The sequence below is a fragment of the Hymenobacter glaciei genome, from assembly GCF_039539585.1.
GTDB classification, from domain to species: Bacteria; Bacteroidota; Bacteroidia; order Cytophagales; family Hymenobacteraceae; genus Hymenobacter; species Hymenobacter glaciei.
The window spans coordinates 214,163-236,468 of record NZ_BAABDK010000029.1 but is presented as its reverse complement, the minus strand read 5'-3'; the positions used below and the strand labels follow the sequence as shown (position 1 = coordinate 236,468).

Annotated in this window: 17 protein-coding genes; 12 read left to right on the top strand and 5 right to left on the bottom strand. The window is 60.4% G+C overall.

The features are described from left to right. Nucleotides 1–75 precede the first annotated feature (75 nt). Nucleotides 76–486 carry an acyl-CoA thioesterase gene (locus tag ABD837_RS18750; RefSeq protein ID WP_345057540.1) on the top strand — a complete coding sequence of 137 codons (411 nt, stop codon included), beginning with the start codon at nucleotides 76–78 and terminating at the stop codon, nucleotides 484–486. Here the strand turns inward: ABD837_RS18750 and ABD837_RS18745 are convergent, their stop codons facing one another. Further along, complete coding sequence (locus tag ABD837_RS18745; RefSeq protein ID WP_345057538.1) at nucleotides 487–933, bottom strand: hypothetical protein; 447 nt, start codon at nucleotides 931–933, stop codon at nucleotides 487–489. 38 nt (nucleotides 934–971) lie between these two features. Between ABD837_RS18745 and ABD837_RS18740 the strand changes: the two genes are divergently transcribed. The 4 genes from ABD837_RS18740 to ABD837_RS18725 all read left to right on the top strand — a co-directional run bounded on the left by ABD837_RS18740 (nucleotide 972) and on the right by ABD837_RS18725 (nucleotide 7,597). Further along, nucleotides 972–4,493: a UvrD-helicase domain-containing protein gene (locus ABD837_RS18740; RefSeq protein WP_345057536.1), complete on the top strand. Its 3,522-nt coding sequence runs from the start codon at nucleotides 972–974 to the stop codon at nucleotides 4,491–4,493. 22 nt (nucleotides 4,494–4,515) lie between these two features. Continuing rightward, nucleotides 4,516–5,079 (top strand): hypothetical protein, encoded by a 564-nt coding sequence (locus ABD837_RS18735; protein WP_345057534.1) that lies wholly within the window; start codon nucleotides 4,516–4,518, stop codon nucleotides 5,077–5,079. A 374-nt stretch (nucleotides 5,080–5,453) separates the two neighbouring features. After that, nucleotides 5,454–6,173 (top strand): hypothetical protein, encoded by a 720-nt coding sequence (locus ABD837_RS18730; protein WP_345057532.1) that lies wholly within the window; start codon nucleotides 5,454–5,456, stop codon nucleotides 6,171–6,173. 107 nt (nucleotides 6,174–6,280) lie between these two features. After that, a complete protein-coding gene (locus ABD837_RS18725; RefSeq protein WP_345057530.1) occupies nucleotides 6,281–7,597 on the top strand; it encodes a leucine-rich repeat-containing protein kinase family protein in 1,317 nt (438 codons plus the stop codon). 98 nt (nucleotides 7,598–7,695) lie between these two features. On the opposite strand, the gene ABD837_RS18720 is transcribed toward ABD837_RS18725, so the two are convergent. Then, complete coding sequence (locus ABD837_RS18720; RefSeq protein WP_345057528.1) at nucleotides 7,696–8,910, bottom strand: hypothetical protein; 1,215 nt, start codon at nucleotides 8,908–8,910, stop codon at nucleotides 7,696–7,698. Then, nucleotides 8,911–9,777 (bottom strand): alpha/beta hydrolase, encoded by an 867-nt coding sequence (locus ABD837_RS18715; RefSeq protein WP_345057526.1) that lies wholly within the window; start codon nucleotides 9,775–9,777, stop codon nucleotides 8,911–8,913. A 214-nt stretch (nucleotides 9,778–9,991) separates the two neighbouring features. On the opposite strand from ABD837_RS18715, the gene ABD837_RS18710 reads away from it, so the two are divergent. Beyond that, nucleotides 9,992–10,813, top strand: a complete 822-nt coding sequence (locus ABD837_RS18710; RefSeq protein WP_345057524.1) for a hypothetical protein — start codon at nucleotides 9,992–9,994, stop codon at nucleotides 10,811–10,813. Nucleotides 10,814–10,944: 131 nt separating this feature from the next. Here ABD837_RS18710 and ABD837_RS18705 read toward each other — a convergent pair whose 3' ends face one another. Then, a complete protein-coding gene (locus ABD837_RS18705; protein WP_345057522.1) occupies nucleotides 10,945–12,309 on the bottom strand; it encodes a M20/M25/M40 family metallo-hydrolase in 1,365 nt (454 codons plus the stop codon). A 15-nt stretch (nucleotides 12,310–12,324) separates the two neighbouring features. Next, entirely contained in the window at nucleotides 12,325–15,846 is a 3,522-nt protein-coding gene (locus ABD837_RS18700; RefSeq protein WP_345057520.1) for a pyruvate carboxylase, read from the bottom strand. Between the two features lie 258 nt (nucleotides 15,847–16,104). Between ABD837_RS18700 and ABD837_RS18695 the strand changes: the two genes are divergently transcribed. The 6 genes from ABD837_RS18695 (at nucleotide 16,105) to ABD837_RS18670 (ending at nucleotide 22,297) form a co-directional block, all read left to right on the top strand. Then, nucleotides 16,105–16,821, top strand: coding sequence for an SDR family NAD(P)-dependent oxidoreductase (locus ABD837_RS18695; protein WP_345057518.1), 717 nt, complete (start codon nucleotides 16,105–16,107; stop codon nucleotides 16,819–16,821). Nucleotides 16,822–16,977: 156 nt separating this feature from the next. Then, nucleotides 16,978–18,297, top strand: a complete 1,320-nt coding sequence (locus tag ABD837_RS18690) for a cryptochrome/photolyase family protein (protein ID WP_345057516.1) — start codon at nucleotides 16,978–16,980, stop codon at nucleotides 18,295–18,297. A 131-nt stretch (nucleotides 18,298–18,428) separates the two neighbouring features. Then, nucleotides 18,429–19,058, top strand: coding sequence for a TetR/AcrR family transcriptional regulator (locus ABD837_RS18685; protein ID WP_345057514.1), 630 nt, complete (start codon nucleotides 18,429–18,431; stop codon nucleotides 19,056–19,058). Between the two features lie 140 nt (nucleotides 19,059–19,198). Then, on the top strand, nucleotides 19,199–20,500 hold the full coding sequence (locus tag ABD837_RS18680) for an ABC1 kinase family protein (RefSeq protein ID WP_345057512.1): 1,302 nt from the start codon (nucleotides 19,199–19,201) through the stop codon (nucleotides 20,498–20,500). 37 nt (nucleotides 20,501–20,537) lie between these two features. Continuing rightward, nucleotides 20,538–21,743 carry a serpin family protein gene (locus ABD837_RS18675; RefSeq protein WP_345057510.1) on the top strand — a complete coding sequence of 402 codons (1,206 nt, stop codon included), beginning with the start codon at nucleotides 20,538–20,540 and terminating at the stop codon, nucleotides 21,741–21,743. 8 nt (nucleotides 21,744–21,751) lie between these two features. Then, nucleotides 21,752–22,297 (top strand): hypothetical protein, encoded by a 546-nt coding sequence (locus tag ABD837_RS18670; protein WP_345057508.1) that lies wholly within the window; start codon nucleotides 21,752–21,754, stop codon nucleotides 22,295–22,297. The last annotated feature ends 9 nt before the right edge of the window (nucleotides 22,298–22,306 follow it).

Sequence of the window (22,306 nt, the reverse complement as noted above, 5' to 3'; positions counted from 1 at the left end):
TCCAAATGAGCAAGTCGATAGGTATTTTTTTCGATGCCTGCCGACCTTTGCCTCCTCCCCCTCCTACTATACAGTATGCCTGACCCGCCCGCCCACGCTTTTTCGCACGAATTTCAAGTCCCGGCCAGTGCCATTGATGCGCTGGGCCACGCCAATAACGTGGAGTATGTGCGCTGGGTGCAGGACGTGGCGGGAGCGCACTGGTTGAGCATCTGCCCAACCGAGCTGCGCGACCAGATAATCTGGGTGGTGCGGGAGCACCGGATTCGCTACTTGCAATCGGCCTTTGCGGGCGAGACGCTGCGGGCCATCACCTGGGTGGGGGAATCCAGCGGCGCGACGTCGCTGCGCTACACCCGCCTCACCCGCGCCGCCGATGGCGTGTTGCTGTGCGAGGCCGAAACCACCTGGGTGCTGCTCGACCCAAAGAGCGGCCGGCCGGTGCGCGTGACGGCGGAGATGGTGAGTTGGCTGCAGCCAAATTGATTACGCCTCCCCATTAAGCATCAAGTTATCATACTCGCCAGTTGTTAAATTGATTATCAAGCTATAAAAACAGTCTCCGCCATCCATGACAACTTGAATATCGGTTCTCCATCCATCGAACTCATGACAGAAGCAATTCGCCCAAACTAATTTATTTCCCCGCTGGTCTGTAACGCAGACATATTGGTGCTTATATACCTTCAATTTATTTATTTGAGCAGCATGGGTTAAAAGCAACTCTAACTTATTTAATTCATCTTGATTAAGAGCTGCTGGCCTCACATCTTTTTCAAAGCCAATAATATCCCAATCAGAGGTGTAGTAAGGTAGAACAACAAAATCAGGGGTTGTCATATATTTTGATTTTTTACTACCTATTAGCTTTTGTGCTTCAGCATCAGTCCCCATTAATATTAATACAAGCAGCAATAATTTGTAGGCTCTCATAATTATTATCGTTGCGCCTGTTAAAAAATCAAATATACATGCCTCCCTCCTTCCGCATCTATTCTTCTTCGGCCGGCTCGGGGAAGACCTACCAATTAACGAAAGAATACCTGCTGCTGGCGCTGGGGGCCGATGACCCGGCGTATTTTAAACGGGTACTGGCCATTACGTTTACCAACGATGCGGCGGGGGAAATGAAGAACCGTATTGTGGACGCACTGCGGAACTTTGCCTACCCCAAGGAGGGAAAGACGGATGCGCTGCTGACGGAAATTGCGGCGGAACTGCACTTACCGGAGACAGAAGTGAAGCGGCGGGCGGCGGCAACATTCCGGCTGGTGCTGTATCACTATGGCGATTTTGGGGTGAGCACGATTGACTCGTTTGTGCAGCGAATTGTGATGGCGTTTACCCGGGAACTGGGCTTGCCGGCCACGTTTGAGGTGGAGTTGGATACCGATGCGGTGCTGCAAAGCGCGGTGGCAGCGCTACTCGACAAGGTAAACCGCGACCCGAACAGCAAATTACTGTCGCAGACGCTGGCGGAATATGCGTTGGGGCAGGCCGAAGAAGGCAAAAGCTGGAGTCGGCTGCCGGAGGAGCTGGCCGGGTTTGGCCGGGTCCTGTTTAATGAGACAGTGCAGGAAGCGGTGGCGCAGCTGGACAAGCTGAGCCTGGCTGATTTCCGGCGACTGGACAAAGAAATCAGGGCGCGGCGGGGGGAGATTGAGGCGGCTTTTGCGCAGACACAGGAGGTGGGCGCGGCCATTCTGGCCCAGGCCGACGTGAGCGTGGACGACTTGTATTACGGCAAAAGCGGCATCGGCCAGTATGTGCAGAAGGGCGTGGCGCTGCTGCAAGCCGATGCCGGCCCGAACAGCTACGTCCGCAAAACCCTGGCCGAGGACAAATGGCACGGCGGAAAAATTAAAGCGCCCGCCGACAAGGCCCGCGTGGATGCCGTGCGCGAACCGCTGACGGCTTTGGTGGCGACGCTGGATAAAATGCGAACCGAATATTTACCGAATTATTTGTTGCTGGCGGCGATGCAGCCGTATTTGTTTCACGCTTCTTTATTGAGTGAATTAAATAAAATAGTGGAGCAAATTAGCCGCGAGCGCAACGTAGTATTGATTTCGGAATTTAACCGGCGCATTGCCAGCATTGTGCTCACCGAACCGGTGCCGTTTTTGTACGAGCGATTGGGCGAGAAATACGAGCATATTCTGATTGACGAATTTCAGGATACGTCGGTGCTGCAATGGAATAACCTGCTGCCCCTGGTGGAGAATACACTCGCCAACGGGCACAGCAGCCTGGCGGTGGGCGATGCCAAGCAGGCCATTTACCGCTGGCGCGGGGGCGAGATGGAGCAGATTCTGCGGCTGCACCAGGGCAACACTGAGGCGCTGGCGGCGCGGGCCCGCGAGCCCGAAATGCGCGAGCTGCTGCGGGGGCGCTACGAGGCGTTTCGGGGGAAGCTGGAGCCGCGTGCTTTGCAGGTGAACTACCGCTCGGCGCGGGAGATTATTGATTTTAACAACTCGTTTTTTAAGGCGGTGAGTGAACGGCACGAGGCGCTGGGGCTGGTGACGGGAATTTATGACGCGCATTTTGGGCAGCAGGCGCCGGACCCCACCCCTAGCCCCTCCCCGGTGGGGAGGGGAACCAGCTCTAATTCTATCAATAAAGATGCAACTGAACTTGCACTAGATGCTAGTCCCCCTCCCCACCGGGGAGGGGCTAGGGGTGGGGTCAGCGGCCACGTCGAACTGCTCTTCACCCAAAAAGATGCCCCCGCCCTGCTATTCGACCCCGCCGCCGGCGCTTACACCGCCGAACCCCTTCCGGGCCACTTGCCTGAGGCGCTGCTGGGCTACGACGAAAGCACCTGCTACCTCACCCTGCAGCTGGTGGAGCAGGCCCTGCGCGACGGTTATGAGCTGGCCGATATTTCGGTGCTGTGCCGCACGCGCGGAGCCAGTAAGACCATTGCCAAATTCCTGAAAGAGCGGGGCTATCCCATTATTTCGGCCGACTCGCTGGCACTGGAATTTGCGGAGGTGGTGAACTTGCTGGTGAGCATCCTGCGAGTGCTGCAACAGCCGGCCGACACGCTGGCGCGGGCCGAGGCACTGCTGCTCGTAGACAAGGTGGTGCGCAGGCTGGCCCCGACGCCAGCCCGGGCTCGGCACATTGCCGAGGTAGCGAATGCAGCCGGCGGCACCTCGTTTTTCGACGAGTTGCGGGCGTTGGGCTACGATGTGGAGGAGCAGGAAACCGGCAACCTGGGCCTCTACGAGCTGGCCGAGCGGCTGCTGAGCCTGTTCGGTTTGCTGGGGCGCAACGGGGAGAGCGAGTACCTGTTTCGCTTTCTGGATTTGACCCTGGAATACAGCCTGAAGTTTGGCAACAACCTGGGCAATTTCCTCACGCATTGGGAGGAGCGCAAGGGGCGCATCAGCATCAATGCGCCGGGCGGGCGGGAGGCCATCACCATCACCACGGTGCACAAGGCCAAGGGCCTGGCATATGGTGTCGTGATTGTGCCGTTTGCCGATTGGAGCCTCGAGCCGCACCGGGGCACGCTGCTGTGGGGGCATCTGGAGCCCGGCCAGAAGCCCATTGAGCAGATGCCCGACGTGGCCGTCGTGAGTTTGAGCAAAGGAATTCAGCAGACAGTATTGGGAGCGCAGTACGATGAAGAGCGCGAGAAAACCTTTCTCGAGGGGCTAAACACGCTGTACGTGGCCTTTACGCGGCCGCGCCACCGCCTCTACGTCATCAGCAAGCGGCCGGCTTCAGTTGTTAGTTCTTCGTTGTCAGTTGTTAGTTCGAAGGAGGGCAAGGAGCCGCTTGGCGAAGCTGCGGCCCGCACAGTAGCCGATTTGCTGCATGGCTACTTGGTAGGGCACGGCGAATGGCAGGACGAACAAGTCTCCTTCATCATCTCTCAAGGCACGCCAGCAGACCCCAAAAAGCCTGACAACCGACAACTAACAACCAACAACTATGAGTTAACAAATCTCGCGGCCGCGCCTTGGGAGGAGCGTCTGAAACTGCGCCGTCACGCCACGGCACTGTTCGATTTTGACGAGCAAAAGGCCCAGGGCGAGTGGAACCGCAAGCTGCACTTCGCCCTGCGCCGCCTGCTCACGGCCGGAGATGTGGGCCGGGTGGCCAGCCAGCTGGTGGCCGAGGGCATCCTCAGCGCCCGCGAGCGGCCGGCGCTGGTCGAGAGCCTGGAAAAGCTAGTGAGTGACCCGCGCCTGGCCCCCTACTTCGCCCCGCACCTAAGCGTGGAAACGGAACGCGAAATACTGGTGGGCGGCGTGAAGCTGCGCGACTACAAGCCCGACCGCGTGGTGCTCGAACCATCCCTCGAAGCCCACCACCGCCTCGGCGGCTTAGTCACGCTGCTGGATTTCCGGCTGCCTCCGGCGCTGGAGAAACACAAGCGGCTGCTGCGCAACTACGCCACGCTGTTCGAGCAGCTGGGATATGCGGAGGTGCGCGGGATTATTTATTATTTCGGGACGGGGGAAGTGGTGGAGGTGTGAGGAAATTCATTTAATAAAATTCGTGAAAAAAATTCTTATCCTAATTTTAATTGTAATTACCGCTTCATTAATTGGCGGTATTTATGGGGCAATACACGACCAACTAACCTATACAATTTCGCCAGAATACTACACCAAATTCAAATTCATTCAATTTGAATTAGTAGATAAAGGCCAGGAAGCGAATCCCGCGAGCCCAAGGGTTTGGGTAGCCGCAGTAGGTTTTTTAGCCACTTGGTGGATGGGAGTACCAATTGGCCTCATTTTGGGGTTGGTCGGGCTGGCTCATACCAATTGGCAAACAATGTTTAGCGTAACCATGAAAGCCTTCTTGGTCACAATGGCTGTAGCATTTATAACCGGAATCATCGGCCTTGTTTATGGATGTTTAGTCCTGGCAAATGAACCAGTTGAGTCATTCAGCAACTGGTTCATACCTGACAATATTATTGATTTCAAAGGTTTTATTACGGTGGGCTCCATGCATAATTTTAGCTATGCCGGTGGAGTCATCGGGTTAATTGTCGGAATTATTTACAGCTTGGGACAAAAGAGGATGAAGAAGGCTGGGATGGTTGCAGCTTAGTCACAATTGCCACTTTAGTACCTTCTAGGCTCATAACTTTCCTGCTGGCTGGCGGACCATTCATCCCGGAAAAATGCTCGACGGCCCTTGTCACCGTGAGTTGGGAGCCGTCGAGCGGCGCGGGAGCACCCGGCGCGAGGTGCCAAGGGCCGTCGAGCACCGCGGCAGCCTCTGTCACCCGGCACCAAGGGCTGTTGAGCGCCGCGCCGGCCCTGGGCACCACCGGCCGAAGGGCGTTGAGCGCCGCGACGGCCACCGGCGCGCTACACCAGAGAACGTTACGGGGAATTTTTGCCCCCTCGGAATTTCTCCGCACCTTAGCCCGGCCGTGCTACTGCGGCACCGTTCATCCCTACCTGTTTCCTTTTCATCCCATGACAGACCAAACTACCACGCCCGTTTCGACCGGCACCGCCCCCCCCACCGATGCGGTGGTGAACCCCAAATTGCTCACCCCCAAGAAAGACGGCCCGCTGGCTGAGGTAGGCCGGCTCGTAGCCGAGGCCTGGGGTAAGGAAACCTGGTTTGCACTGCGCTGGAAAACGCAGGCCGACTTCGCCACGCTGGCTGCCGAATTCGGCGCGGCCATCACCGACAAGCGCAGCGCCGCTGCCGCCCGCACCCCGCAAAGCCAGCGCCTGCAGGAGCTGGACGACCAGTTCGACGAGGGCCTGCGCATTCTGAAAAAATACATCAACAAAGACAGCGGCTACGACAAGGCCCGCACCGATGCCCGCCTGCCCGGCTTCGGGCAGGTAACGCGCAAAAGCCGCGGCTTCGCCCTGAGCGAAGACCGCGGCGAACGCCTCAAAGCCCTGCGCGACCTGCTGCTGCCCGCCGTGGCCAAAGCCCCGTTTGCCAAGCGCGACTACGGCACGGCCTACTGGCAAACCCGCGCCGATGAGTACGCAGCCCTGCTGGGCAAAACCGACGGCCTGGCCGGCAAAGTGAGCAAGTCGGTGAGCCAGAAAGACACCGCGAAGCTGGAGCTGCGCAAAGTGCTGCAAGCCGTGGTGTACGCGCTGAAAGCCAATTTCCCGGACACGTTCGAGGCCGAATTGCGGAGCTGGGGCTTCCGAAAGGAGAGCTACTAGCAAGCGCATAGTAGCGCGAACTTTTAGTTCGCGTCCCGGCACCGTTGCAACGATTTGTGCATGGCGCGGGGACGCGAACTACCAGTTCGCGCTACAACTTTGCGCCCATGCACACCCTTGCCCAACTGCGCGCCGGCCAGCTCCACGGCCTCAAGCGCCTCGATTTAAGCGCCGGCCTCACCGAGTTTCCCCGCGAAATCTTCGCCCTCGCCGATACCCTCGAAGTCCTCAACCTCACCGGTAACGCCCTTGCTGCCTTACCCGACGACCTACCCCGGCTGCACAAATTGCAGGTGCTGTTTTGCTCCGATAACCAATTCACCGAAGTACCTGCCGTGCTCGGGCAGTGCCCAAACCTGAGCATGGTCGGCTTCAAAGCCAATCGGATACGCACGCTGCCGGGCGCAGCCCTCCCCCCGGCGCTGCGCTGGCTTATCCTCACCGATAATCAGCTGGCAGAACTGCCCGCCGAAATTGGCAACTGCACCCAGCTCCAGAAGCTGATGCTGGCGGGCAACTGCCTCACCGCCCTGCCCGAAACCCTGGCGAACTGCACCAACCTGGAGCTGCTGCGCATCGCGGCTAACCGCCTTACGGCGCTGCCGGCGTGGCTGCTGCAGCTGCCGCGCCTGGCGTGGCTGGCCTATGCCGGCAACCCGTTTGCCGAGGCTGCGGAGGCGGCGGCGCTGGCCCGGCACCCAATCCAGGCCATCGATTGGGCCGACCTCACGATTGAGCAGCAACTGGGCGAAGGCGCTTCCGGCGTGATTTTCCGGGCGCGGCGGGCCCACGCCCCAACGCCCGAAGTGGCGGTGAAGCTCTTCAAGGGAGCGGTGACGAGCGACGGGCTGCCGCACAGCGAAATGGCCGCCTGCATCAGCGCCGGCCCCCACCCCCACCTGATTGCGGTGCAGGGAAAAATCAGCCAGCACCCGGCTGGGGCCGAAGGGTTGGTGTTAGAGCTGATTGCGCCGGCCTTTGGGAACCTGGCCGGCCCGCCCAGCCTGGCCACCTGCACCCGCGATGTGTACGCGGCCAGCACCGAATTTCGGCTCGAAACCGCCCTGCGCATTGCCTCTGGCATTGCCAGCGCGGCGGCCCACCTGCATAACCAGGGAATTCTGCACGGCGACTTATACGCCCACAACATCCTCAACACGCCGGCCGGCGAGGCGCTGCTAGGCGATTTCGGGGCCGCCTGCTTCTTTGCCCCCGAAGAAGTTGCCCTGGCGACTGCCTTGCAGCAAGTGGAAGTGCGCGCTTTCGGCTGCCTGCTCGAAGAGCTGCTGGCGCATTGCCCGGAGGCGGAGGACGCGCCCGCCGCCAGCGAGGCGCTCTGGGAGTTGCAGCGGCGCTGCGTGCAGGCCCAGGTTTCGGCCCGCCCGCTGTTTGCGGAGATTGAACAAGTGCTGAAAGGGATGTAGGGGCGGGGCTTGCCCCCGCCCGCCGTTCGCGTCTCACTCAAATAGTCAGGCATAAATAATCGATATCGCCCAACGACGGGCGGGGGCAAGCCCCGCCCCTACTCCGCCAGCCGCTCGTAGCGGATGTGCGGCAGCTGGCTGGTGGTGTCGACGTAAAACGCAAAGCTGGTGGCGCTGCTTTGGAGCTCAAAACGCACCTCGCGGCTGCGCTGTGGCCGTACGAAGCGGGGCATGGCGGCAAAGCGAACCTCGGCGGTGCGGGCGGGCGCGGCGGCCGGCACCAAGCGCAGGCCACGCTGTTCGTCGAGTAGGTAGTGAGTCCCCGCTACATACGCACGCGGAATGGTATACCCCAGCTCCTCATAGAAACCAGTGTAGCGAAAGCGGCTCAGAACGCGCCCCGTGCCAATGTGGCGGACCAGCACATTGGGCGCGCGCTGTTGCTGCGGGGTGGGCGTGCGGCCGTAGGTTTCGGGCTCGCCGGGCGAATGAATGAGGTGCGACTTGCCCGGCGCGTACACTATCAGCACGGTGCTGTCGGTGAGCAGGAAGGCGCCGGCCAGGTCGGCATCGGCGCGGTGCAGGCGCAGCGGCGGCTTCTGCGGCCGCAGTAGCTCGGAGCCAGTGAGCAGGGCCCGACCGTTGGGCGTTAGGGCTGGGTCGCAGTCGGCTCCGGTGCCGGGGGCACGGCCGTCGCTAATTCGCACAACGCGGCCGGTAAGGTCAAGCATCAGCACCGCCTGCGAGCCCACGTCGCTGTCGGGCACCATGAAATCGAGGGTGAACACCAAGGCCCCGAAGGCGGGACTGTAGGCCAGGAGCTCGGGGCGGTAGGCTTCGCTTTCGGTCACGATGTCCTGCCCGGCGGCTTTGTAGAAGTCAGCTTTGCGCAGCTGGCGACGAAACACCTGCCGGCCCAAAGCGTCGTGCAACGCAAACGTGAAGCGCCCCTGGTAGCCCCGCGCCTGCTCGAAATGGCCCGGGTAAGGCTGGTAAGTAGTCTTCAGGCGCTGCGTCGAGTCGGTTTCGGCTTCGATGTGCAGGCGGTGCGGCAGGCCGTTGAGGGACACCGTGGTGTCGAGCACCGCCGGTGGGGCCCAACCCGGGCGGTACACCGACGCAGGCACTGGGGCTTTTGGCTTGGGTACAGAAGCGGCGGGCACCACTGGCGGCGAGGCTGCCGGCGGAATCGCCATTGATACCGGCGAGATGCGCTTTTCGGTGAGGTAAGCCTTCTGCTCGCACCCAGCCAGGGCCACGGCAAAGCCAGCCACCAGAACAAGCGCACCAACAACGGGTAGGGGTATTCTCATCTATTTGGTAAGCCAGCCGTTGGCGTCGAGCCAGTTGCGCAGGCGGTCGGGCCAGCGGTCGGGCGTGGTCGTATTGTTCAGCCCAAAGCCGTGGCCGCCGCGGGGGTAAAGATGCAGTTCGGCGGGCACACCGTGGCGCAGGCAGGCCTGGTAAAACACGATGCTGTTGTTCACCGGCACCGTTTTATCGTCTTCGGCGTGCACCAGAAAGGTTGGCGGCGTCTGGGCCGAAACGTGCAGCTCGTTGGAGTACTGCCGAATGAGTTCGGCCGTGGGGCTTTTGCCCAGCAGGTTGTCGCGCGAACCAACGTGCCGCAGGGTATCGCTGAAGCTGATAACCGGGTAGAGCAGCACCAGAAACGCGGGCCGCACCGATTCGGAGCCGGGCTGGTCGCCCACGGGCCGGGCAAAGCTGGTGCCGGCCCAGGCCGCCAGGTGGCCGCCCGCCGAGAAGCCCATCAGGCCGATACGCTCGGGGTTGAGCTGGTATTTGGCAGCCTGCTGGTGCACAAAGCGCAGGGCCTGCTGGGCATCGAGCAGCGGTGCGATGGACTTGTCGGGTTGGCTTTGGTCGTTGGGCAGGCGGTACTTCAGCACGAAAGCCGTCACACCCATCTCGTTCATGCGCTTGGCCACGTCGTAGCCCTCGCTGTCGATGGAAAGCCGGGCATACCCGCCACCGGGGCAGATGACAACCGCCGTGCCATTGGCGGTGCCCGCAGCCGGCGCAAACACCGTGAGCGTGGGCTGCACCACGTTGGAAATGCGCACGCGGTTGCCCGATTCCGTTACGCTGGTTTCGCGCACGTTGCTGGGCTTCGAATTAGGAATAGTACCGGAGTATAGCGGCAAGGTAGACTGAGCCATAACGGGTGCCGCCAGTAGCAGCAGAGGCAGCAAACAAGCCCAAAATGTACAGAAGTGCACCATGCGGCTTGTACGGCACGACAGGTTAAATAGGTGCCTGAAATCAGTCCAAATTCACCTGATTTTCAAATTAACAGCACAAAAATACGCGTATAAAATTCGGGTATTCACAACCAATTCTGAACGATGCCGTAGGGTCGGCGGTCTTTAAAGCATGCGAAAGACCACTCTGCTGGCCGCCGCCGCCCTGTTGGGCAGCCCCGGCCTCACCCTGGCCCAGAACACGGCTGAAGAAAACAACCCCAACGTTGACGCGCCGTTTGTTCGCAACCTCCGCGCCGACCGCCCCGGGCAAACCATCACCGCGCAGGTGCTGCAGCCCGGCCGCTTCCAGCTCGAAACCGGATTCCAGCGCCAGTTTGGTGGCCCCGGGTTCGCCCAAAGCCAGAGCGGCGCCACGCTCCGCATCGGCTTTTTCAACAGCATGGAGGTTCGCGTGAGCCAGCCCTACTTCCACAACGGGCCCACAATTCCCACGGAAACAGGCACCATTTCGGCCAGCGGCTGGGCTCCGGCCGTGGTTGGTGCCAAGTTCATGCTCTCGCCCAACTACAACACCCGCACGCAGGTAGCTATTCTGGCGGAGTCGGCGGTACCAAACTCGGGCAGCACGGGCCTGCGGCAACAAGGCTGGGCCCCGTCGGCCCGCCTGCTCGTGAGCGAGCAAATCGGCGAACGGTTTGGACTTGAAGGCAACTTCGGTTTTAGCCAGCCCGGCCTGCAGGTGCAGGACATGGAAAAAGGTCAGTTTTTGGGCACACTGGCCCTAAATGGCCCGCTCAGCGCCAAAACCGGCTTCTTCGTTGAAGCTTACGGCTATGGCCGCAAGGCCCTGAACACGGGCACCACCACGGGCATTTACTACCGCCCGGTGCCCGGCGTGCGCGTCGACTTCACAGCTGGCCGGGTGCTGGGCGGCGCGGCCGCTGGCACTTCCACCGTGGGTGGCGGCTTCACGTTTAAAGTCGGCCGGTAAACAGATTAAACACTACCAAAACCTATATCAAGCAAAAAGCCAGCGTCGCGACGCTGGCTTTTTGCATTTAAGGAAATTTGAGCGGCGCTATGCATAAGCAGCGCGGGGCAGGTAGAAGTACCCTTTCTGGCTTAGCGGCGGTTGTCGTCGGTAAGGGGTGGAATGCGGGTGGGCGTTTGCTTGCCGGATACAATACCGCTGGCGCTTTGGGCAATAGCCTGAATGACGGCCGCCATGTTGGTCAGGTTAAGGCTTTCTACTTCGTCGTCGACGGAGTGATAGAGGCCGTCCGTCGGAATCTGGTCGGTGCTGATGGTGTGGGCCGGTACGCCGAGGCGCGCCAGGGTGGCGTTGTCGGAACGGTAAAACAGGTTTTGCTCGAGGTACGGGTCGGGTTCGAATTTGAATTTGCTACCGGCCAGGTTGGCTTGCAGCAGCTTGCCGAAATCGGACCGTTCGTAGCCGGTAATGAAGGCGGTGTTGGGGCCAAATTTGGCTTCCTTGCCAATCATCTCAATATTAAACATGGCCGCGACCTGCTGCGGGTCGAGCTGCTTCGAGAAAAACTGGGAACCGAAACCGCCCACTTCTTCGGCCGCGAAGGCCACGAAAATGAGCGGGCGGGCATTGTTATTTTTCTTTTTGAAGTATTCGGCCAAGGCTACGACGGCGGTAGTACCGCTGGCGTCATCATCGGCCCCGTTGGCAATGGAGTCGCCGGCCACGGGCTTCAGGTAACCGAGGTGGTCGTAATGGCCCGAGAACACCACATTTTCTTTGGCGCGCTTGGGGTCGCGGCCGGGCAGCATGCCCACTACGTTGCGCAGCTCTACCGGCTGCACCACGCTGCTGGCGCTGATGCGGTAGGTAAGCGTTGCCGGCTTGGGCCCCAATACAAATACCGTCGAAAAAGGCTTCGGCGGCTCCGCGTTAGTGGTGCCTTTCGAAACATACCCAGCCAGCTGGCGGAACACCTTTACCTGCGCAGTATCCACAAAAACCAGGGTATTGGCCGTGGGGCGCAGGTAGGAGAACAGCTTGCCGCGCTCGGCTGGCTCGGGACCGATAACGACTACCGCCGGCGGTTGCGCATCTTCGCTGGTCCAGCGCAGGGTGGGCTGGCCGGAAATGGCGACCGCCTGGAGCGGGGCCATAGTCTGGCCGTTGATGACGGCCGCTACCGGGCTGGTGAGGCTCTGGTACACGGTGAGCAACTGCTCAAAACCGGTTTGTCCCGGCAACGGCTTCAGGCCAATACGCTGGAATTCGGCGGCCAGAAACTGAGCCGCTTTTAGACCACCGGGCTGTCCGGTACCGCGCCCCTGCATGTCGTCGGCGGCCAGGGTTTGGATAACCCGGGTAACGGTGGCTGCCGATACCATCGTCCCGGCCGAAGCCGTTGTTTTGGTCTTGGTTTTCGCCCTGGCTTTGGTTTGAGCTTGGGCCGCGAAAGGCACCGCTACCAGCAGGCAGCTCAGCAGAACAATGGTTTTCATGAAAGGTGCAACGGCTTAGTTTAAGGTCAAAACTAAGTCATCGGCGGCTACGCGGGTGCCTTCGGTCAGCACCACATTGGCTACGGTCAGGTCTTGCGGGGCGGTGATGGTGGTTTCCATCTTCATGGCTTCGATGACGAAGAGCGGCGTGTTTTTGGGCGCGGCCTGGCCGGCTTTCACCAACACTTTGCTCAGCATGCCTTGCAATGGCGCACCCAACTGGCGCGGGTCGGCCTTGTCGGCTTTGGCGTTGCTGATTTTGGTGACTTCAACCGACTGGTCGCGCACCTGCATGTTGCGGGTCTGGCCGTTGAGGGTGAAAAAGATGGTGCGTCCCCCCTCTTCGTTGATGGTGCCCACCGATTCGAGGCGCACGATAACCGACTTGCCGGGCGCGATTTCGATGATGGTCTCCTCGCCCGGCTTCAAGCCGTAGAAGAACGCCGAAGTGGGCACCTTGCTCACGTTGCCGAACTTCTGGCGGAAGGCCCAGTACTCATCAAACACCTTGGGGTAGAGCAGCGACGACAGCAGGTCGGTGAACTTGGCGTTGGGGTACTTCTCCTGAAACTGCGCCCATTCCTTGTCGAAGTCGATGGGCGCAAGGTGTTCGTTGGGACGGTCGGTAAAGGGAGCCTCGTTTTTCAGAATGAGCTTTTGCAGCTCGGCGGGCCAGCCGCCCTCGGGCTGGCCAATGTCGCCCCGGAACAGCTCGCGTACCGACTCGGGGAAGTTCAGGGTTTCGCCTTTCTCCATCACATCCTGCGGCGAGAGGCTGTTGCTAACCATGAACAGGGCCATATCGCCAACTACCTTGCTGCTGGGCGTCACCTTCACGATGTCGCCGAACATGGCATTTACGTCCGAGAACCGCTCCTTCACTTCCTCGAACTTATCGAGCAAGCCCAGCGAAGCTGCCTGCGGGCGAAGGTTGGAATACTGCCCCCCAGGGATTTCGTGCTGGAACACCTCCGAGGTACCGGCCTTGAGGCCAGACTCGAAGGGGTAGTACATCTCGCGCACCGCCTCCCAGTAGTTGCTGAACTCGTTGAGTGAGTGCTGGTCGAACTCGCGGTGGCGCGGCGTGTGGCGCAGCATTTCGACCACCGAGTTGAAGTTAGGCTGCGAGGTGAGCCCCGAGAGCGAGCCCAGCGCCACGTCGATAACGTTCACGCCGGCTTCCACCGCCTTCATGTAAGTGGCAGCCTGCAGCGACGAGGTGTCGTGGGTGTGCAGGTGAATGGGCAGCTTCACGGTGTCGCGCAGGCCCGCAATCAGTTCGGTGGCCGCGTAGGGCTTCAGCAGCCCGGCCATGTCCTTGATGCAGAGAATGTGCGCGCCGGCATCTTCGAGCTGTTTGGCCAGCTTAAGGTAGTAGTCGAGCGTGTACTTGGTGCGGTTGGGGTCGAGAATGTCGCCGGTGTAGCAGATGCAGGCTTCGGCCAGCCGGTCGGTTTTGTTGCGCACAAAGCCGATGCAGGATTCCATGCCCTTGAGCCAGTTCAACGAGTCGAAAATGCGGAACACGTCGATGCCGGTTTCGGCGGCCTGCATCACAAACCGCTCGGTCAGGTTATCGGGGTAGGCCTTGTAGCCCACGCCGTTGGCCCCGCGAATGAGCATTTGGAGCAGGATGTTGGGAATGGCGGCGCGCAGGCGGGCCAGCCGCTCCCAGGGGTCTTCGTGCAGGAAGCGCAGGGCCACGTCAAACGTCGCGCCGCCCCATACTTCGAGCGAGAAAGTTTGCGGGTGCATGCGGGCAAACGACTCCGCTACTTTCAGCATGTCCCAGGTGCGCATGCGGGTGGCCAGCAGGCTCTGGTGGCCATCGCGCATGGTGGTATCGGTGTAGTGCACCAGCGGCTCTTTGCGCAGCCACTGGGAAAATTTCTCCGGGCCCATTTCGGTGAGCCGGTTTTTGGTGCCGGGCACGAAATCAGTGGTGACCGGCGCAGTAGCGGCTTTTTTGCCTTTGGGCTTGGGGCCGCCGTTTGCCTCGTGGTGCAGGCCCCAGGCCGCGGCCATGTCAATTTCGGGCAGGTGCGGGCGACGGGGGTTGGCGCGCGAGTCGAGCAGGCTCTTCACGTCGGGGTTGCCGTTCACCACGGTTTCGCCAATGAAGCTGAGCAGGCGCGTGGCCCGGTCCTGCCGCCGCTCGAACTCGAACAGCTCGGGGTGGTCCTTGATGAAGTCGACGTTGGCCTTGCCGAGCTGGAATTCCTCGTTGCCGACGATGTTTTTCAGAAACGGAATGTTGGTGCGCACGCCGCGCACCCGGAATTCGTCGAGAGCGCGCAGCATTTTTTGGGCCGCCGCGTGCAGGGTGGGCGCGTGGGCCGAAATCTTCACCAGCATCGAATCGAAAAACGGCGAGATAATCGCGCCCTGGTACACCGAGCCTTCGTCGAGGCGAATACCGAAGCCACCGGCCGTGCGGTAGGCCACAATGGTGCCGTAGTCGGGCTTAAAGTCGTTTTCGGGGTTCTCGGTGGTCACGCGGCACTGCACGGCAAAGCCCGAGCGCAGAGGTATTACGTCGGGGCCGAGGCCAATTTCAGGGTCGCTGAGCTTGTGGCCGGAGGCGATGTAAATCTGCGTTTTGATGAGGTCGACGCCCGTAATCATCTCCGTCACGGTGTGCTCCACCTGAATGCGGGGGTTCACTTCGATGAAGTAGATGCGGTCCTGCTCGGGGTTCACCAGAAATTCCATGGTGCCTACGTTGTCGTAGCCCACGGCCCGGCCAATGCGCAGGGCGTACTCGTACAGGAGGTGGCGCTGGTGGTCGGGCAGGTTAAGGGCAGGCGCCACTTCCACCACTTTCTGAAAGCGGCGCTGCACCGAGCAGTCGCGCTCGTATAGGTGCACCAGGCCGCCGTGCTGGTCGCCTACGAGTTGAATTTCGATGTGCTTGGGCCGCTCCACGAACTTCTCAAGGAACACCGTGTCATCGCCAAAGGCATTCAGGGCCTCGTTGCGGGCCTCAAAGAAGCCTTTCTCCAGTTGTTCGTCGTCGCGGATGATGCGCATGCCGCGTCCGCCGCCGCCGCTGGCGGCCTTCAGCATGACCGGGTAGCCAATGCGGTTGGCTTCGGTTTTAGCGGTTTCGAAGTCGACGAGGGCAGCCTCGCTGCTTTCAATTTGGGGCACCTGGCACTGCTGAGCCACTTCTTTTGCCCGCACTTTGTCGCCGAGGGCCTCCATTACCTCGGGCCGGGGGCCTACGAATATGATGCCCTCTTCGGCGCAGCGGCGCGAGAGCGTGGCGTTTTCAGACAGGAAACCGTAGCCGGGGTGAATACCATTGGCCCCGATTTGCTTGGCAACCCGCAGAATGGCTTCTATGTCGAGGTATGGCTTCAGGGGCTCGTCGTCGCGGCCAATCTGGTAGGCTTCGTCGGCTTTGTAGCGGTGCTGCGAGTACCGGTCCTCGTAGGTGTACACGGCCACCGTGGGAATGTTGAGCTCGTTGGCGGCGCGCATCACGCGAATGGCAATTTCGCCACGGTTGGCGACCAAGAGTTTAGTTATTTTCATAAAAGCTGGCGGGGTAATAGGCGCGGATACGGCGAAACTACGGCAAAGGCTGCGGAATGCGGAATGCAAACGATTGCAACTGCTGTAATGCCCAGCAAATCAGTTGAGCTGACCCCATGTTACCAATTTGTTACCAGCCCAGGCTGCTGCTCAAGTTCCTGCTAACGCCCAAGTGCCTGTACGGTTCCCGAGCCGGAGCATTCGCAAACAAGCAGCCGCAAACGGGGTTAGGCCAGCAAACTATTCCATTCGCGCCTCATGCAGTTCTCCGACAAAAACATTCTGATTATCGGTGCCTCGTCCGGCATTGGCCTGGCCACGGCCACCCTGCTCAGCGGCCTTGGCGCCCATCTGTTCACGGCCTCGCGCCACCGCTCCCCGGAACTGGAAGCGCTGCATACAACCCATTTCGAGTACGATGCTACGCAGGAAGTCGGGACAACTTTTGAGGCCCTGCCCGACGTGCTGCACGGCGTGGTGTACTGCCCCGGCAACATCAAGCTGCGGCCGTTCGAGCGGATACCGGTGGCCGATTTCGCCGCCGATTTCGACCTGAACGTACTTGGCGCTGTCCGCATCATTCAGGCCACCATCAAACGGTTGAAAAAAGCCGAAGGAACGTCCTCCATTGTGCTTTTTAGCACCGTGGCAGCTGATACGGGCATGAGCTTCCACGCCAGCATTGGTACCGCCAAAGCGGCCGTGGAGGGCCTCACCCGTGCCCTGGCGGCCGAGTACGCCGCCAGCGGGGTGCGCGTGAACTGCATTGCGCCGTCCCTCACCAATACGCCCTTAGCCGCCGCGCTCCTGAACTCGCCGGAAAAGGTGGAGGCCGGTGGCAAGCGCCACCCATTGCAGCGCATTGGCCAGCCCGAAGACCTAGCCTATACGGCTTCGTTTCTGCTATCAGACCACAGCTCGTTTGTAACCGGGCAGGTGCTGGCCGTGGATGGCGGCATGGGAAAATTGAAGTAAAGGGAATATTGCTAGATTTAAAATAAGGCCGTCATGCAGAGCGCAGCGAAGCATCTCGCGTACTGTTATTAATCAATCCAATTGAGTCGCTATGGCACGCGAGATGCTTCGCTGCGCTCTGCATGACGGCCTACTACACTCGCAACAACTTCACTGATGAAAATCTGCATCTTTTGGCACCGGCGCGATTTACGCATTCATGACAACGCTGGGCTGGCGGCGGCGCTGGCCAGTGGCTTGCCGGTAGTGCCGCTATTCATTTACGATTCCGACATTCTCGAACACCTGCCCGACAAAGCCGATGCCCGGCTCACATTCATTTACGATGAAGTAGAAAAGCTGGCGCAGCAAACCGAAGCAGCGGGCGGCACTTTTCTGGCCCGCTACGGTAAACCAGCCGACATACTGGCGGCGCTGGTGGAGGAGTTCGAGGTGGCCACCGTACACACCAACGAGGACTACGAGCCCTACGCCCGCCAACGCGACACGGCGGTGGGTGAGCTGCTGCGGCAGCACCACGTGGACTTCTTCCTGTATAAGGACCAGGTCATTTTCGCTAAAGACGACATCATGACCAAATCGGGCACGGTGCCCAAAGTGTTTGGGGCCTACCACAAGGCTTTTCTGGCCAAGCTGACCGATGACTTGCTGCTGCCCTTTGGCTCGGCCGACGCCTTTATTCAGGAAAACCTGGCGCGTTTGCCGGCTGAAAAAGCCGGCCCCCGCCCTACCCTGGCCAGCATGGGCTTCGCGCGTAAGGAACAGTTCGTGCCCACAGCTGACCTGCCCGCCGAGGAAGTAGTGCGCAGCTACCACACCACCCGCAACACCCCGGCCCTGCAAAACGGCACCACGCGTCTGTCGGTGCAGCTGCGCTTCGGCACGCTGAGCGTGCGTCAAACCATGCGCCAGGCCAAAGCACTGAACCCGAAGCTGCTGGCCGAAATCATCTGGCGCGACTTCTTCATGATGCTGCTCTGGCACTACCCCAATACTGCCACCGAAGCCTACGACCCCAAGATGCGCCACATCCCCTACCGCAACAACGAGGACGAATTCCGGGCCTGGTGCGAGGGCCGCACCGGCTACCCCTTGGTTGATGCTGGCATGCGCGAACTAAACCAGACGGGCTACCTGCCCAACCGGGTGCGCATGACTGTGGCCGGCTTTCTGGTGAAGCACTTATTCATCGATTGGCGCTGGGGCGAGCGGTATTTCGCCGACAAGCTGCTTGATTATGAGTTAGCCAACAACATCGGCAACTGGCAGTGGATGGCGGGTACCGGCGCGGTTTCGGCGCCGTGGTTTCGGGTGTACAGCCCTGAGAGCCAGTTGGCGCAGGTAGACCCCGAATTGAAATACGTGAAGCGCTGGGTACCCGAGGTAGGAACCTCCAAATATCCAGCGCCTATTGTAGAGCACAAGTTTGGCCGTGAGCGGGCCGTGGAGGCCATTCGGGCGGCGCGGGTTATGTAGGACGCAGCCTTTGCTGCGTCGGCTAGCCGCGCCAAGTGCTCGGCCCCAATTGGCCAAGTTGGCGCAGCAAGCCGACGCAGCAAAGGCTGCGTCCTACCAAACCTAGCGCACCTCCAACCGGTTACACTCTTATGGAAAAGGACCGCATCAAACAAGCCTACCTCGACTTCGTGCGCAACGAAGGCCACCCGCCGCAATCGGTGTTCAAGCTCACGCAGCAGCTCGGACTGGCCGAGGCAGAATTCTACAAGCATTACCCCAATTTCGACGCCATCGACCGCGAAATCTGGGCTGATTATGGCCGGCAGGCGCGCGAGGCCGCCGCAGCGGAGCCGGTGTGGGAGGGTTACGGCAGCCGCGAAAAGCTGCTGGCGTTTTATTACACGCTGCTCGAAATCCTCAAGAATAACCGCTCTTACGCCCTGATGAGCCTGCGCCGCTCGTTGCGCCGTATCCCGGCGCTGTCGCCCCGCGTGCTCGACGACTTCCGGCAGGACTTTGAATACTTCGTGGGCGACTTGCTGAGCGCTGGTCGCGTGAGTGGCGAAATTTCCAACCGCCCCCTTCTGCAGGAAGGTTACCCGCGTTTCTTCTGGCAGCAGGCCTTGTTCGTGCTGGGCTACTTCGCCAAGGACGACACCGTGAACTTCGAGCGCACCGATGCCGCCGTAGAAAAAGCCGTGACGTTGAGCTTCGACCTCGTGGGCCGCAATACGCTTGATTCGGCCGTGGATTTCGTGCGGTTTCTGGTGCGGAAGTAAGACTGTAGGGGCGGGGGCTTGCCCCCGCCCGAATCGTTGAACGGTTTTGTTCAACGAAAAACACCTGACGATTCGGGCGGGGGCAACCGAAGGTCAGCGTAGCTAAGCCCTACCGGGTACGACCCCGCCCCTCCTTCCTTATGTCTGATGAACCCCAAACCTCCCTGCCGACCACCAAAGTGGCCCGCGCCGCCCGCTTTGCCAAAACCGGCTTCAACGTCGGCACCAACTACATCAAGCACTACGCCAAGAAGGCCGTTGGGGCAGAGTCGACCACCGAGAACCTGCACGCGGCCAACGCCGCCGAGCTCTACGGCACGCTGAGCGAGATGAAAGGCTCCGTGCTGAAAGTGGCCCAGATGCTGGCTATGGAGAAGAACATGCTGCCCACGGCCTACGCCGAGCAGTTTGCCAAGGCCCAGTATTCGACCCCACCGCTTTCGGGCCCGCTGGTGGTGAAAGCCTTTCGTGATGCGTTCGGGAAGTCGCCATTTCAGCTCTTTGATGAGTTTGAGCCGGAGGCGCGGCAGGCGGCCAGCATTGGCCAAGTGCACTGGGCTCGCAAAGAAGGCAAGACCCTCGCCGTGAAGGTGCAATACCCCGGCGTGGCCGACAGCATTAAGTCTGACATCCGATTGGTGAAGCCCATTGCCCTGCGCGTAATGGGCCTGAACGAAGCCCAGGTGCGTCCCTATCTGGAAGAAGTAGAAACCCGTTTGCTCGAAGAAACTGATTACAAGCTGGAGCTGCGGCGCGGGCAGGAAATCGCGGCCAAGTGCCAGGAATTAAAATATCTGGAGTTCCCGGCTTACTACCCCGAGCTTTCTACGGGTCGCATTCTCACGATGGACTGGCTTCCCGGCCTGCACCTGAAGGAATTTCTGGCGACCAATCCCTCGCAGGAAGTGCGCAACCAAATCGGGCAGGCCCTGTGGGACTTCTACCAGTTTCAGTTCAACACGCTGCATCAGCTGCACGCCGACCCGCACCCCGGCAATTTCCTGATGCGCGATGACAACGGCGGTACATTGGGCGTACTCGATTTCGGCTGTGTGAAAGATGTACCGCAGGACGTGTATCAGCTTTTCACGGCCCTGTTGGCACCCGAAACCTTCGCCGACGAAGCCCGACTTGCGGCCCTGCTAACCCAGGCCGACGTGCTCCGCGCTACCGATGCCCCGGCGCTGCGCGCGTTGTACCTGCGCACCTTGCAGGTATCGCTGGAGCTGGTCGGCCGCCCCTTCCGCCAGGCAATCTTTGACTTCGGCGACCCGGCCTATATGGCTGCCCTCTACGCCCTCGGCGACGACCTCATGGCCGACCCCGAACTGCGCAAACAACGCGAGCCCCGTGGCTCCGCGCATTTTATCTATCTGAACCGGACGTACGTGGGCCTTTTCGCGCTGCTCACCGAGCTGGGCGCATCTGTGCGGACCCAATAGGCCTCTATCTTGGGACGGTTTAAAACTATTCCGTCCTATGTCAGCCTTCCCAATCTTTCAAACCGATTTCACTACGGTAGCTCAGACAGCCTCCAGCCTGGAGTTGCTGCAGCTAGCGGTGGCGGCAGATACTGAGAAAAACGTAGCCATTTCGCCACTGGGAATATTGGCAGCTCTTGCGCTGCTAGCACGTGGGGCTGACGGCCCGACGAAAGCCGCATTATCCGATGTGCTTTTTGGAGTTGGAGCCAACACGGAGCGGGCGGAAAATGCTTTTTCCGGCTGGCTTCGGCAATTGCTGAACGTTGAGGATGAATTCCTTGAAGAAGCTGGTGCTATCCTGACATTAGCCTCAAGCTTATGGGCCTCCCAACCATTCGTCCTGGCACCTGAGTTTATCAACGCGGCCCAAAGTCTGTACAATGCGGAAGTGGCCACACTGGACTTCACAGCCTCCACAGCGGCCTTGACAGTAAACGATTGGGTGCGACAACGTACACGGGGACGCATTGATTCGATTGTATCACCAGAGTCGTTGGCAAACTTGCTGCCTCCGGCATTGCTGCTGCTTAATGCCGTTTATTTCCGCGCCCGTTGGGCCAGTGAATTTAACACGTACGACACGCATTCCGGTCCTTTTCGGCTCGCCAATGGCACAACGCAGCAAGCCCAGCTCATGCATCAGGTCAGTACTGATATCGGCTATCAGGCGGGTGCGGGCTGGCAGGCTATTGCCTTACCCTACTTGAGTTTTCGGCGTGGGTTATCCATGCTTATTTTTCATCCCAATCAGCCTACCGGGTTGCCCACCTTTCTGGCTAGCCTTACCGCTACCAACTGGCAGTCCTGGCATCGGGATTTTAAGAACGCCCCACAAACAGAAGTGGACCTCACCTTGCCACGCTTCCGTGTGGAATGGAACGCTGATTTGGCCCCGGCGCTAGGCCGGCTTGGGCTGACGAATCTATTCGCACCCGGGGCTGATTTTGCGGCTTTGGGCTATGACAACGAAGTTGGCGGAGGGTTTATCGATTCAGTCCTGCACAAAACGTTCCTGGCGGTGGACGAGCAAGGCACCGAAGCGGCCGCAGTTACTGCTATCATGGCAATGGGGGGCAGTGCCGACGCACCGGAAAACCCGCCTCGGGTAGTTGTAAAAGTGGATTCTCCGTTTTTCTACGCCATCGTAGACGAAGCCGATGGCATGCTGCTTTTTGCAGGAACGGTTAACCAGCTGGACTGATTTCGTCCATGAACCTCCGGACTGAGCTACTGCGGGAACACTCGGCGCGCCAGACCAAGCGGCTGGCCGACTACGCCTGCGCTCATCCCACCGCCCTGGCCGAGCTCCTGCAGCTATTTTGGTACGGCGTGGAGCGGGAGCGCCAACTGGCCGCCGACGTGCTGGGCTGGGTGGGTGAGCGCCGGCCCAAGTGGCTGGTGCCCCATCTGCCGGGTCTGCTGGCCGCCGCCCAACCCAGCCCGGAGCAGCACCCGGCCATTCGGCGGGCCGTGGCCCGGCTGCTGCAGTTTGTGCCCGTGCCCGAAGAGTGGCAGGCCCTGGCCTTCGATACCTGCCTGGCAATGTTGCGGGCCCCGCGCGAGCCGGTCGCCATCCGGGCCTACGCCCTCACGGCCGCGGCCCGCCTAGCTGGCTCCTACCCGGAGCTGGCGGCCGAAGTGGTAGCCGCCACCGAAGCCGCCCTGAATACTTCCGACTCGGCTGCGTTGCGCAGCCGAGCAGCGCGCGAATTGCCAAAACTTCGCAACCTTGCACGGGAAGTTTCGCCGCATTAGCTGTTGCAG

Bases quoted from the DNA above. Each gene is read 5' to 3' on its own strand.
- ABD837_RS18750 (WP_345057540.1), top strand. From the start codon at position 76: ATGCCTGACCCGCCCGCCCACGCTTTTTCGCACGAATTTCAAGTCCCG.
- ABD837_RS18745 (WP_345057538.1), bottom strand. From the start codon at position 933: ATGAGAGCCTACAAATTATTGCTGCTTGTATTAATATTAATGGGGACT.
- ABD837_RS18740 (WP_345057536.1), top strand. From the start codon at position 972: ATGCCTCCCTCCTTCCGCATCTATTCTTCTTCGGCCGGCTCGGGGAAG.
- ABD837_RS18730 (WP_345057532.1), top strand. From the start codon at position 5,454: ATGACAGACCAAACTACCACGCCCGTTTCGACCGGCACCGCCCCCCCC.
- ABD837_RS18725 (WP_345057530.1), top strand. From the start codon at position 6,281: ATGCACACCCTTGCCCAACTGCGCGCCGGCCAGCTCCACGGCCTCAAG.
- ABD837_RS18720 (WP_345057528.1), bottom strand. From the start codon at position 8,910: ATGAGAATACCCCTACCCGTTGTTGGTGCGCTTGTTCTGGTGGCTGGC.
- ABD837_RS18715 (WP_345057526.1), bottom strand. From the start codon at position 9,777: ATGGCTCAGTCTACCTTGCCGCTATACTCCGGTACTATTCCTAATTCG.
- ABD837_RS18710 (WP_345057524.1), top strand. From the start codon at position 9,992: ATGCGAAAGACCACTCTGCTGGCCGCCGCCGCCCTGTTGGGCAGCCCC.
- ABD837_RS18705 (WP_345057522.1), bottom strand. From the start codon at position 12,309: ATGAAAACCATTGTTCTGCTGAGCTGCCTGCTGGTAGCGGTGCCTTTC.
- ABD837_RS18700 (WP_345057520.1), bottom strand. From the start codon at position 15,846: ATGAAAATAACTAAACTCTTGGTCGCCAACCGTGGCGAAATTGCCATT.
- ABD837_RS18695 (WP_345057518.1), top strand. From the start codon at position 16,105: ATGCAGTTCTCCGACAAAAACATTCTGATTATCGGTGCCTCGTCCGGC.
- ABD837_RS18690 (WP_345057516.1), top strand. From the start codon at position 16,978: ATGAAAATCTGCATCTTTTGGCACCGGCGCGATTTACGCATTCATGAC.
- ABD837_RS18685 (WP_345057514.1), top strand. From the start codon at position 18,429: ATGGAAAAGGACCGCATCAAACAAGCCTACCTCGACTTCGTGCGCAAC.
- ABD837_RS18680 (WP_345057512.1), top strand. From the start codon at position 19,199: ATGTCTGATGAACCCCAAACCTCCCTGCCGACCACCAAAGTGGCCCGC.
- ABD837_RS18675 (WP_345057510.1), top strand. From the start codon at position 20,538: ATGTCAGCCTTCCCAATCTTTCAAACCGATTTCACTACGGTAGCTCAG.
- ABD837_RS18670 (WP_345057508.1), top strand. From the start codon at position 21,752: ATGAACCTCCGGACTGAGCTACTGCGGGAACACTCGGCGCGCCAGACC.